This window comes from Pseudomonas sp. KK4 (genome assembly GCF_001984065.1).
GTDB lineage: Bacteria > Pseudomonadota > Gammaproteobacteria > Pseudomonadales > Pseudomonadaceae > Aquipseudomonas.
The window spans coordinates 1-11837 of record NZ_LYVP01000051.1; the positions used below are offsets into that span (position 1 = coordinate 1).

Genomic DNA, 11837 nt, shown 5'->3' on the forward strand with positions numbered 1-11837 from the left:
GGGTCAGTCAATACATGTGTCGACTGACCCACCGCCTTCGCGAGCAAGCCCGCTCCCAGAGGTTATGCGTTGCAGTGCTCACGCATCACCATCCGCTCGCGCACCACGTCATACACCCAGTGGTAAACGTAGGTGTACGGCAGGAAAAACAGCAACACGCCGATATCCAGCAAAAACGCCTGCCACAGGCTGATGTTCAGCCACCACGCGATCAGCGGTACGCCCAGGGCCACCAGGCCACCTTCGAACAACAGCGCATGCACCACCCGAACCCAGGCGTTATGCGCAATGGCCAGGCGTTTGAGCACCCGGTCGAACACACCGTTGAAGATCACGTTCCAGGCCAGGGCCAGCACGGCGATGACGACGGTGACCACGCCCATGTCCAGCATCGGTTTGTCCATGATCCACGCCAGCAACGGGGTGCAGATCAGGATGGCCAGCAGCTCGAAACCGATGGCCTGGAAAATACGCTCAGTGATGGATTTGTTAGTGCTCATGACCAGACTCCCTTGAGTGACTGTGTTGCCATGGTCCGCCATCGCACCGATACTTCATAACCAATAACCATCGATCAAGGCGATAGTTCATGGCATCCCAGGAAGTGTTGCAGGCGTTCGTCCAGGCGGCGACTCAAGGGTCTTTTTCCGCAGCCGCACGCAAACTGGGCCGCAGTCAGTCGACCATCAGCGCGGCGGTGGCCAGCCTGGAGATCGATTTGAACCTGGTGCTGTTCGACCGCAGCAGCCGCAAACCCACCCTCACCCCCGCCGGCCACGTGATGCTGCAACGGGCCGAGGACATCCTCGCCGCCACCAGCCGTCTGGAAATGTCCGCCAGCCAGTTGTCTCAAGGGGTCGAGGCGAAATTGACCGTGGCCCTGTCCGATACCTATCAGTCCGACCGTTTTGAAGCGGCGCTCAGTGCCTTCGAGCAGCGTTACCCGGACCTGGAATTCGAATGCCTGATCGCCGAATGCGACGATTTGGTGGCGCTGGTGCAAAGCGGTCGGGCGCACCTGGCCTTCGCCGAAATGCAGGACAGTTACCCGCCGGACCTGGTCAATTCCACGGTGGACGAGCGTACGGAAATCGCCCTGTTCGTGTCGCCTGCGCATCCCTTGGCGACGATGGTCCACATCGACCAGGACGCGCTGCAACAGCACCGCGAATTGCGCCTGGCAACCATCGTCAATCCCTACGAAAGCCGCGCCAAGGGCCGGGTGTGGTCAGCGCCGAGTTACCTGATGCTGCTGGAAATGGCCCAGGGCGGATTCGGCTGGGCACCGTTGCCGCGTTGGCTGGTGGAGCGGTTTGGGCCTGGGACGCTGCAGGAGCTGCACGTGCGTGGCTGGCCGAAGACGGTGTATGTGGACGCGCTGTGGTCGCGGCTCAATCCGCCGGGGCCGGCGGGGAGCTGGTTGCTGGGCAAGATGCTGGAATAGCGATCGACCAAACAATGGATAACAAATGTGGGAGCGGGCTTGCTCGCGAAGGCGGTAGATCAGTCGACACATGCATTGACTGCCCCACCGCTTTCGCGAGCAAGCCCGCTCCCACAGGTGATCGAGTTGTTCCGACGAGCGCGGTCCATGGTGGTGAATACCTCACTGCAACGCCTTGAGCCGGGCCTCGATAAACCGCCGCTCCGGCGCTTGCTGGGTCAGTTCCAGCGCTCGCTTATACGCCGCCCGCGCCTGCTCCACCCGGCCCAACTGCCGGCAGAACTCCGCCCGCGCCGAGTGCGCCAGGTGGTAGCCCAGCAGCTCGCCGCGATCCAGTATCGCGTCCACGAGCACCAATCCCGCCAACGGCCCATCGCGCCTGGAGATGGCCGCCGCGCGGTTCAGTTCGATCACGGGTGAAGGCACGGCCCGCAGCAACACGTCATACAGCCCGACGATCTGCACCCAATCGGTGTCCTCTACGCAAGGCGCTTCGGCATGCACCGCGGCAATCGCCGCTTGCAGGCAGTACGGGCCGAAACGCCGGGAGCTCAGTGCTCGCTCCACCAGCGCGCACCCTTCGGCGATCATCTCGCTGTCCCACAAGCTTCGGTCCTGGTCGTCCAGCAGAATCAACTCGCCACTGTCTGAGGTCCTGGCCACCCGCCGCGATTCATGCAGCAGCATCAAGGCCAGCAACCCCATGACTTCTGGCTCGGGCAACAATTCCATCAGCAAGCGACCGAGGCGAATCGCTTCGCGGGTCAGCTCTTCGCGGGTCACCTGCGCACCGACGGACGCCGAGTAGCCTTCGTTGAACACCAGGTAAATCACCCGCAGCACACTGTCCAGGCGCTCGGGCAACTCGGCCAGGGACGGCACTTGATACGGGATTTTCGCATCGCGGATTTTCGCCTTGGCGCGCACGATGCGCTGGGCGATGGTGGCCGGCGCCGAGAGAAAGGCGCGGGCGATTTCCTCCGTGGTCAGGTCGCAGACTTCGCGCAGGGTCAGCGGCACCTGGGCGTCGGCCGCCAGGGCCGGGTGACAGCAGGTGAAGATCAAACGCAGGCGATCGTCTTCCACGTCTTCGTCACTCCAGTCGGCCTGTTCCAGCGCCTCCAGTTGCGCGATCAGCATCGGGCGCGAAGCGGCGAACCGTGCGCGTCGTCGCAACACATCGATGGCCTTGAAGCGCCCGGTGGACACCAGCCAGGTGCGCGGGTTGTCCGGCACGCCGTCCTGTTCCCAGCGCTGCACCGCGACGAAAAACGCCTCGTGCAGGGCTTCTTCGGCGAGGTCGAAATCGCCGAGCAGGCGGATCAGGGTCGCGAGAATGCGCCGCGACTCCTGGCGATAAACCTGCTCGACCCGCGCCTTCACCGACCCCGGCATCTCAGACGTTCAACTGGCGCACGGGGCGCACTTCGACGCAACCGACCCGCGCTGCCGGGATGTTGCCGGCCAGTTGCAGGGCCTCGTTCAAATCCCTGGCATCGATCAGGTAGAAGCCGGCCAGTTGCTCCTTGGTTTCGGCAAACGGGCCGTCTGTGATCGACAGCTTGCCGTTGCGCATGCGCACGGTGGTGGCGGTCTGTACAGACTCCAGTGCTTCGGCGGCGACCATCCGGCCACTGCCCTGGACCGACTCGGCGTAGGCCATGCACTCTTCGTCCTTGGGGCTTTCGGGCAGCGAATGCAACAGGCGTTCATCGCTGTAGACCAGGCATAGGTATTTCATCGCACTCTCCCAATGAACGGATCGGCAGACTAAGGCTGCAGCTCGAACAGCGCCGCACCACTGGCCATGTCGAACGGCGCTGACCAGTGTTCGTGAACGATGCGCCACTGCCCCGCATCGCGGCGATAGCAGGCCGTCGCGCGCATCCAGCAGGCCTGGGTTTCACCCTGCTCGTTGGTGCCACCGCAGTGGGCCAGCCAGTGGGCGAACGCGATGTGTTCGTCGGCGACGATGTTCATGTGGTCGAAGTCGAACTTGTGCGGGCCCGGGCACATTTCCATGCAGGCCTGCCAGTGCGCGCGGTAGGCCGCCTTGCCGCGAAATTGCAGGGCCTTGACCGCGTCGAAGGAGACAATGTCATCGGCATAGAAGCTCATGATTTTCTCGACATCCTTGGCGACCACCGCCTGGCGATAGGTGTCGATCAGGGTCTGGATTTCATGGGTCGCGCTCATGGTGGTTCTCCGTGGTTTTATTGTGAAGACACCCTTTAGTCGTCTGCGGATCCGGTGAATCGACAGCTGAAATAAAAATAATCCCGACGGCCGGAATCGCTAGAATCGAAGGCTCATTTCTGTTGGAAAAAGGACACTCCAGTGACAACCCGACTCGTGCCTTACGAAAGCCTGAACGCGCTGCAGCGCCAGCAGGTAGAGGCCATTGAAGTTCATCCCGAGCAGGTCAAGTTCTCCGGTGACATCCACGGTGCCTTGCACACGTTGCTGTCCAAACCGGGCCCCGGCGTCAAAGGCTTTGCCCTGCTGGCGGCCGATGTGCCGGTGGCCTTCTTGCTGCTCAAGCGCCCGCCGGTTTTGCCGGCCTGGGCTGATGAGCATAGCGCCACGCTGCATGCCTTGCAGGTGGATCAGCGGGCCCAGGGCAAGGGCTATGGCAAGGCCTGCCTGCAAGCGCTGCCGCAAGCGGCGCGACTGGCCTGGCCCGAGATCCGGGGGCTGGAGTTGTCGGTGGATGCGGACAATGAGTCGGCGATCGGGCTGTATGCCCGGTATGGCTTTGTCGACAGTGGCGAGGCGTACAAGGGGCGGATCGGGTATGAGCGGCGGATGGGGTTGAGGTTCTGAAGCGGCCTGCGGCCTGACGTGTACGGGCTTCGTGGTGAGGGGATTTATCCCCTCACCACATAAAATCCGCTAACACTGGGGGATCTTCGTAAGGATCAGAGATTGAGCAGCATCTCATGCCACGCCATGCCGCCATGGTCGGACGCCGATGGCTTGACGTAGGCAAAACCAAACCCCGCATACAGCGGAATATGCCGTTCCTTGCACATCAGATGAATGCTGACCTTGCCCATCCCCCGCATACGCTCGATGAATTCGCCCATCAGCAATTTCGCCAGCCCCTGCCCCTGATAGTCCGGGTGCACCACCACCGACATGATCACCACGTGCGGCCCGTCCGGGTCGTGGCCGATCAGTTCCTTGAAGGCTTCGTCGGACATCTCCACCTCGAACGCCGCGCCGGAGTTGATGAAACCGGCAACCTCGCCGTCCACGTCCGCGACGATGAAGCCTTCGGGCCAGGTGGCGATGCGGGTCGCGATTTTTTCGCGGGTGGCGGCTTCGTCGCCTTCGTAGGCAAGGGTCTCGATGGTGTAGCAGCGGTCCAGATCGGCGGGCGTGACGTTGCGGATGACGGTGTTCATGGCGGGTCGCAATCAGAGGGGGAAGGCCGGGGATGATAAATCAGCGCCGAGGTGACATCGAGAGACGAATCGTGGGATCCGCCTCCCGACGCCCGGATCAGGCCTTGATCGGCAGCCAGATTTCCAGCGTGCCGGTGTTGAGCCTGGGGTTGAAGTCTTCGCTGTAGCGTTCGAACTCCGGGGCCGCCAACAGCTCGTGCCCGGACTGCGGCAGCCAGGTGCCATGGATGTACTGGAAAGTCTGCGGCAGGGATTGGAGCGGCCCCTTGTGTTCGAACACCACGTATTGCTGCGGCTGCACCTCTACCCAGCGATAGGTGTCCGGCAAATCGTCGAGCTTACTGATCTCGACCCCGGCGATGTAATCGAAGCCGCCCTTGCCGTCGAAATTGCAGCCGACGCCGTAGGTCACTTCGCCTTTTTGCCCCGGCACATTGCCGATGTGGGGCAGGAATTTTTCCCAGAGTTCGGCGATGCCTTTGACGGTCTGCTGGTTGAACTGCCCGCCGAACCCGGCAATCAACAAAAAGTGCCCGTGTTCGTAGCGCGGTTCCGACAGTTCGAAGCGTTTTTGCTCATCCATGGCGCAACTCCTGGAACTAAAAATGGGTTCGGCTGGGAGTATAGTGGCCAAACCCGATTCGCCCACCTACAGGGCGTGCAATTGCTCGACGGCAGCGGCGCCCACGAACTCGTTGTAACCCGATAGGATCACGTACACCGCGAAATAGCAGAAGATCGCCGCCGATGCCATGTACGAGTAACGCAACAGTTTGTCGCCCAGCAACTTGCCGCCGTGGCTCGCTGCAAAGCAGAGGCCGGCCGACCACAACAGCCCGGCGCAGAGGAAACCACCGAGGAACAACGCTGAACTGAGCGGACCGCCGCCACCGGAGCGGGCGATCAGCGTGCCGCCCACCGCCGCGAACCAGAGGATCGCACTGGGCGAGGACATGGCGAGGAAAATCCCGCGAAAGAACTCCTTGCGATGGGAGTTGTGGCCCACCTCAGCGGTCTCGGCCAGCAACGCCTCATGGTGGATCGCCGAATAAATCATCTTTGCCGCGAAGTACACCAGCAGCGCCGAACCGCCGATCCACAGTACCCAGCGCACGGTGTCGTATTGCAGCAACACGGTCATGCCGGCCAGCGCCAGCACCGCGTAGATCAAGTCGCCGACGCAGGTGCCCAGGCCCAATGCAAAGCCTTGAAAATAGCCACGTTGCATCGCCAGCGTGATCATCGCGATGTTGGCCACGCCGATGTCCAGGCACAGCGAAAGGCTCAACAAAAAGCCACTGGTAAATTCCATCGAACCCTATCCTTCGGAAAAATTTGTTTACATTCAGGCTGGACAGTCTGCCACAGCTGCCCTTACATTCCGCCACAGGTCACCGCAGTGACCAGCGTCGCTCGGACGGTTCCGGGCGCTTACGTTATCCGAGGCAACAATGGCCGAACAAGGTTCGCCGCGCCGCTTTGCGCGCATAGATCGACTCCCCCCCTACGTTTTCAACATCACCGCCGAGCTGAAGATGGCCGCCCGTCGTCGTGGTGAAGACATCATCGACTTGAGCATGGGCAACCCCGACGGGGCCACGCCGCCGCACATCGTCGACAAACTCGTCCAGGTCGCCCAGCGCGAAGACACCCACGGTTACTCCACGTCCAAGGGCATCCCGCGCCTGCGCCGGGCGATTTCCAACTGGTACAAGCAACGCTACGAGGTCGACATCGACCCGGAAAGCGAAGCCATTGTCACCATCGGTTCCAAGGAAGGCCTGGCGCACCTGATGCTGGCGACCCTGGACCAGGGCGACACGGTGCTGGTGCCGAACCCGAGCTACCCGATCCACATCTACGGTGCCGTGATTGCCGGCGCCCAGGTGCGTTCGGTGCCGCTGGTGCCGGGGGTGGATTTCTTCGCTGAACTGGAGCGGGCGATTCGTGGCTCGATCCCGAAACCGAAGATGATGATCCTCGGCTTCCCGTCCAACCCCACCGCGCAGTGCGTGGAGCTGGACTTCTTCGAGCGCGTCATCGCCCTGGCCAAGCAGTACGACGTACTGGTGGTGCACGACCTGGCCTACGCCGACATCGTCTACGACGGCTGGAAAGCCCCGTCGATCATGCAGGTGCCGGGCGCCAAGGACATCGCGGTGGAGTTTTTCACCCTGTCCAAGAGCTACAACATGGCGGGCTGGCGCATCGGCTTCATGGTCGGCAACCCGGAACTGGTCAACGCCCTGGCGCGGATCAAGAGCTATCACGACTACGGCACTTTCACCCCGCTGCAAGTGGCGGCCATTGCCGCACTCGAAGGCGATCAGCAATGCGTGCGCGACATCGCCGAGCAGTACCGGCAGCGGCGCAACGTGCTGGTCAAGGGCCTGCATGAACTGGGCTGGATGGTGGAAAACCCCAAGGCCTCGATGTACGTCTGGGCCAAGATTCCTGAGGCCTATGCGCACCTGGGTTCGCTGGAGTTTGCCAAGAAGCTGCTGGCCGAAGCCAAGGTCTGCGTCTCCCCGGGCGTGGGTTTCGGCGAATACGGCGACGACCACGTGCGCTTCGCCCTGATCGAAAACCAGGACCGAATTCGCCAGGCGGTGCGCGGAATTCGCGGGATGTTCCGGGCGGATGGGCTCGTCACCAAATCCTGACACCTGACACATTTCCCATTGTGGGAGCGGGCTTGCTCGCGAAGGGGCCGTGTCAGTCAATCTCTTCGGCGACTGATCCACCGCTTTCGCGAGCAAGCTCGCTCCCACATGGGTTTTGGGTGAACCCTGAAATCCAGCCACAAAAAAACCGCATCGCTGCGGTTTTTTTGTGCCTGCCGGTTGTGCTTAGACGAACATCGACAACAGCAGGATAAAGCCCAGGCCCACCACCGAGAGGATGGTTTCCATGGCGGTCCAGGTTTTGAAGGTTTCGGCCACGGTCATGTTGAAGTACTGCTTGACCAGCCAGAAACCGGCGTCGTTCACGTGGGACAGGATCAGCGAGCCGGCACCGGTGGCCAGCACCAGCAGTTCACGGTTGACCCCTGGAATCATCCCTACCACCGGCACCACGATACCGGCGCCGGTGATGGTGGCCACGGTTGCCGAACCGGTGGCGATACGGATCACCGCGGCTACCAGCCAGGCCAGCAGGATTGGCGAGATTTGTGCGTTGACCGCCATGTGGCCGATCACGTCGCCCACGCCGCTGGTCACCAGCATCTGCTTGAAGCCACCACCGGCACCGATGATCAGGATGATCGCGGCAGTCGGCGCGAGGCTGGCGTCCAGCAGTTTGAGGATGCGCTTGGAGTCGATGCCCTGGCGGTGGCCGAAGGTGTACAGCGACAGCAGCAATGCCAGCAGCAGCGCGGAGATCGGGTGGCCGATCAGGTCCATGAAGGTGCGGAAGAAGTTGCCGTCCGGCAGCACCACGTCAGCGAAGGTTTTGAGCAGCATCAGGAACACCGGCAGCAGCACGGTGACCAGGGTGATGGTGAAGCTCGGCAGTTCTTTGGCGTCCGGTTCGCGGGCCAGTTGATCGACCAACTCCTGGTTGGGCGTGCCCGGAATGTGCTTGGCGATGAAGGTACCGAAGATCGGGCCGGCAATGATGGCGGTCGGCAGCGCGACGATCAGGCCGTACAGAATGGTCTTGCCGATGTCGGCGCCGAACACGCCGATCGCCAGCAGCGGGCCCGGGTGCGGTGGCACCAGGCCGTGCACCGCCGACAGGCCGGCCAGCAGCGGGATACCGATCTTGATGATCGACACGCCGGTACGCCGGGCGACGATGAACACCAACGGGATCAACAGCACGAAGCCGATTTCGAAGAACAGCGGGATGCCCACCAGGAACGCGGCGAACATCATGGCCCACTGCACCTTGTCCTTGCCGAAGGCGCGGATCAGGGTCTGGGCGATCTGGTCTGCCCCGCCCGACTCGGCCATCATTTTGCCGAGCATGGTGCCCAGCGCGAGGATGATGCCGACGAAACCGAGCACGCCACCGAAGCCGTCCTGGAACGCCTTGATGATGGTGCCGATCGGCATGCCGGACGTCAGCCCGAGGAAGGCCGCGGCGATGATCAGGGCGATGAAGGGGTGAAACTTGAACTTGGTGATCAGGACAATAAGCCCGATCACCGTGACCACTGCATCGAGCAGCAGGAACGTCTCGTGGGACATGCCAAACATTAGGGGTGTCTCCTGGTTGTTGTTGTTATTAAAGCGGGTAATTCGAAAGCCATAAGGACAGCGCTATCTCTGCAAGCAAAAATTAACCGGCGCGTTTCAGGCCGTGTTCCAACCACCAGTGATGCGCCTGAACCGCCAGTTGATCGACGCTGTGGGTCGATGCATCGAGGGCCAGGGTCAGTGGCTCGCCGACGGGGGATTCAAGGGTGGCGAACTGGCTGTCGATCAAGGTCGACGGCATGAAGTGGCCCGGCCGGTGGGACACGCGGTCGGCGGCCACTTCAGGGGTCAGTTCAAGGAACACGAAGCCCAGGCCCGGCAAGGCGCTGCGCAGACGTTCGCGGTAAATGAGCTTGAGAGCCGAACAGGTCAACACCGGGCGCTGGCCCAGGGCGTCGACGCGGCGCAGTTCGTCGCACAGGCTGTCGAGCCAGCCGGCGCGGTCTTCATCGTCAAGGGGGATACCCGCGCTCATCTTTTCGATATTGGCGGCAGGGTGGAAAGTGTCGCCTTCAATGGCAGTGGCGCCGCTGAGCTGGCACAGGGCCTCGCTGACGCACGTCTTGCCGCAACCGGCAACGCCCATGATGACCAGGGCGGTGATGGGATGATTCATGTAACACCTCAGCGCGCAGACAGCGCTACCTTTGCAAGTTATGACACTGGATCAAAAGTAGAAGTTGCCGACGCCTTCTTGTCATTTTTGTGGGTTGCAGCGTGTTCGTTCCCAATGCCAAAAAAACGCCAGCAAGCGAGGATCAGGCAACCCCCGCTCACGCATTTGCAGCTGCATCGAGACAGCGCTACCTTAGTGCCTTGAATTTTGTTTGGCAAGCCGTCGATGACCTCATCCAAGAACGATAAAAATACACGCACCACTGGCCGCCCTACCCTGAACGAAGTTGCCCGCCTGGCTGGCGTGAGCCCGATCACTGCTTCGCGCGCTTTGCGTGGCGTCAATACTGTGGCCACTGAATTGGTGGAAAAAGTGCAAAGCGCGGCCCGTGAACTCAATTACGTGGTCAATTCCGCTGCCCGCGCCCTGGCCTCGGCCCAGAGCCATTCGGTGGTGGTGTTGGTGCCGTCATTGTCCAACCTGCTGTTCATCGACACCCTGGAAGCCATCCATCAGGTCCTTCGCCCCAAGGGCTTTGAAGTGCTGATCGGCAACTTCCACTATTCGCGCGACGAAGAAGAAAACCTGTTGCGCAACTACATGGCGTATCAGCCTCGCGGGTTGTTGCTGACCGGTTTCGACCGCACCGAAAGTTCGCGGCGAATGATCGAGGCCAGCAACATTCCTTGCGTGTACATGATGGAGCTGGACAGCGCCGCGGGCCTCAATTGCGTGGGTTTTTCGCAGCTTGCCGCCGGCGAAACCGCCGCCGAGCATCTGCTGTCCCGGGGTCGCAAGCGCCTGGCCTACATTGGCGCACAACTCGACCAGCGCACATTGCTGCGCGGCGAGGGCTACCGCAAGGCACTGCAAAAGGCCGGCCTGTATGACCCGGCCCTGGAAGTGCTGACACCGCGCCCGTCATCGGTGGGCCTGGGCGGCGAGCTGTTCCTGCAGATGATGGCCAGTCATCCGGACGTCGACGCGATCTTTTTCGGCAACGACGACCTGGCCCAGGGTGCGTTGCTCGAAGCGCTGCGCCATGGCATCAAGATCCCCGAGCAAGTGGCGATCCTGGGCTTCAACGACCTCCCCGCCTCCGCCCACATGGTCCCGCGCCTGAGCAGCATCAACACCCCTCGCGAAGCCATCGGCCGCCGCGCAGCGGAACAGATGCTGACCCTGATGGCCGGCAACACCGTGGCCCGACCGGTGCAGGACATGGGGTTTGAGTTGAAGGTGCGCGAAAGCACCTGAACCCGCCTGTGGCGAGGGAGCCTGCTCCCGTTGGGGTGCGTAGCTTGTTCCCGTTGGGGTGCGTAGCGCCCCCGATGCCGACGTCGTGGTGCGTTGGACATCAACGGTTGCCTGATCCGGGCCTGCTTCGCAGCCCGTCGCGAGCAAGCTCGCTCGCCACGGGTGGCGGACCTCCTACACTGGATACACGCCTTACTCGCTGGAGTCGCTCCATGGACCACACACTGAAAATCCTCGGCAAAGCCTCATCGATCAACGTCCGCAAAGTGCTGTGGACCTGTGAGGAGCTGGGCCTGGCCTACGAGCGGGAAGATTGGGGCAGCGGCTTTGCCTCTACCCACAGCCCCGAATTCCTGCGTTTCAATCCCAATGCCCAGGTGCCGGTGATCATCGATGAGAACGGGGCGATGTGGGAGTCCAATACCATTTGCCGCTACCTGGCCGGCAAGCACCACCATCACCACGCCGACCTGTTGCCGACCGACCCGGCCGCCCGGGCCAAAGTCGAGCAGTGGATGGACTGGCAGGCGACCGAACTCAATCCGTCCTGGAGCTATGCGTTCGTGTCGCTGGTGCGCAAGGACCCGCAATTCCAGGACCCCCATCGGCTGGAAGTCGGGGTGCGGGGCTGGAATCAGAAGATGGGCATTCTCGAGCAGCAATTGGCGAGCACCCAGGCCTATGTTGCCGGGTCCCGATTCACCCTGGCCGACATTGTCATAGGGCTGTCGATTAACCGCTGGTTGATGACGCCCATCGAGCGGCCCGACTATCCGGCGGTGGACGAGTACTTCAAGCGTCTGTCGCAGCACCGCGGGTTTCTTAAACATTGCTGCAATGGCTTGCCTTGAGCGCGTGCCGGGGTGGAGGTTTTTCGCGAGCGAGCTCGCTCCTACAGAGGTTGGGTGCGC

General features: G+C 62.0%; 14 protein-coding genes. 5 read left to right on the forward strand and 9 right to left on the reverse strand.

The features are described 5' to 3' along the window. Positions 1-62: 62 nt before the first annotated feature. On the reverse strand, positions 63-500 hold the full coding sequence (locus B0W55_RS17525) for a multidrug/biocide efflux PACE transporter (protein ID WP_077047188.1): 438 nt from the start codon (positions 498-500) through the stop codon (positions 63-65). 89 nt (positions 501-589) lie between these two features. Here B0W55_RS17525 and B0W55_RS17530 point away from each other — a divergent pair, with 89 nt between their 5' ends. Next, entirely contained in the window at positions 590-1444 is an 855-nt protein-coding gene (locus B0W55_RS17530) for a LysR family transcriptional regulator (protein ID WP_077047189.1), read from the forward strand. 162 nt (positions 1445-1606) lie between these two features. Here the strand turns inward: B0W55_RS17530 and B0W55_RS17535 are convergent, their stop codons facing one another. Genes B0W55_RS17535 through B0W55_RS17545 form a run of 3 tightly spaced genes read right to left on the reverse strand, consistent with a single transcriptional unit; the run spans position 1607 to position 3640 of the window. Further along, positions 1607-2839 carry an RNA polymerase sigma factor gene (locus tag B0W55_RS17535; RefSeq protein WP_077047190.1) on the reverse strand — a complete coding sequence of 411 codons (1233 nt, stop codon included), beginning with the start codon at positions 2837-2839 and terminating at the stop codon, positions 1607-1609. A gap of 1 nt (position 2840) precedes the next feature. Next, on the reverse strand, positions 2841-3185 hold the full coding sequence (locus B0W55_RS17540) for a YciI family protein (protein WP_077047191.1): 345 nt from the start codon (positions 3183-3185) through the stop codon (positions 2841-2843). A gap of 29 nt (positions 3186-3214) precedes the next feature. Beyond that, positions 3215-3640, reverse strand: coding sequence for a nuclear transport factor 2 family protein (locus B0W55_RS17545; protein ID WP_077047192.1), 426 nt, complete (start codon positions 3638-3640; stop codon positions 3215-3217). Between the two features lie 141 nt (positions 3641-3781). On the opposite strand from B0W55_RS17545, the gene B0W55_RS17550 reads away from it, so the two are divergent. Next, positions 3782-4267 carry an N-acetyltransferase gene (locus B0W55_RS17550; protein ID WP_077047193.1) on the forward strand — a complete coding sequence of 162 codons (486 nt, stop codon included), beginning with the start codon at positions 3782-3784 and terminating at the stop codon, positions 4265-4267. Positions 4268-4362: 95 nt separating this feature from the next. Here the strand turns inward: B0W55_RS17550 and B0W55_RS17555 are convergent, their stop codons facing one another. The 3 genes from B0W55_RS17555 to B0W55_RS17565 form a co-directional block, all read right to left on the reverse strand. Beyond that, positions 4363-4851 carry a GNAT family N-acetyltransferase gene (locus tag B0W55_RS17555; RefSeq protein ID WP_077047194.1) on the reverse strand — a complete coding sequence of 163 codons (489 nt, stop codon included), beginning with the start codon at positions 4849-4851 and terminating at the stop codon, positions 4363-4365. Between the two features lie 97 nt (positions 4852-4948). Next, a complete protein-coding gene (locus tag B0W55_RS17560; RefSeq protein WP_077047195.1) occupies positions 4949-5434 on the reverse strand; it encodes a GyrI-like domain-containing protein in 486 nt (161 codons plus the stop codon). Positions 5435-5500: 66 nt separating this feature from the next. Then, positions 5501-6163, reverse strand: a complete 663-nt coding sequence (locus tag B0W55_RS17565) for a LysE family translocator (protein ID WP_077047196.1) — start codon at positions 6161-6163, stop codon at positions 5501-5503. A 139-nt stretch (positions 6164-6302) separates the two neighbouring features. On the opposite strand from B0W55_RS17565, the gene alaC reads away from it, so the two are divergent. After that, positions 6303-7514: an alanine transaminase gene (gene alaC / locus B0W55_RS17570; RefSeq protein ID WP_077047197.1), complete on the forward strand. Its 1212-nt coding sequence runs from the start codon at positions 6303-6305 to the stop codon at positions 7512-7514. A gap of 186 nt (positions 7515-7700) precedes the next feature. On the opposite strand, the gene B0W55_RS17575 is transcribed toward alaC, so the two are convergent. Together B0W55_RS17575 and B0W55_RS17580 are read right to left on the reverse strand one after the other, a co-directional pair. Then, on the reverse strand, positions 7701-9053 hold the full coding sequence (locus B0W55_RS17575) for a GntP family permease (RefSeq protein ID WP_077047198.1): 1353 nt from the start codon (positions 9051-9053) through the stop codon (positions 7701-7703). An 82-nt stretch (positions 9054-9135) separates the two neighbouring features. After that, positions 9136-9669 (reverse strand): gluconokinase, encoded by a 534-nt coding sequence (locus B0W55_RS17580; RefSeq protein WP_077047199.1) that lies wholly within the window; start codon positions 9667-9669, stop codon positions 9136-9138. 225 nt (positions 9670-9894) lie between these two features. Between B0W55_RS17580 and B0W55_RS17585 the strand changes: the two genes are divergently transcribed. Both B0W55_RS17585 and B0W55_RS17590 read left to right on the forward strand, forming a co-directional pair. Beyond that, entirely contained in the window at positions 9895-10926 is a 1032-nt protein-coding gene (locus tag B0W55_RS17585; protein ID WP_077047200.1) for a LacI family DNA-binding transcriptional regulator, read from the forward strand. 212 nt (positions 10927-11138) lie between these two features. Continuing rightward, positions 11139-11777, forward strand: coding sequence for a glutathione S-transferase family protein (locus B0W55_RS17590; protein WP_077047201.1), 639 nt, complete (start codon positions 11139-11141; stop codon positions 11775-11777). Positions 11778-11837: the final 60 nt, after the last annotated feature.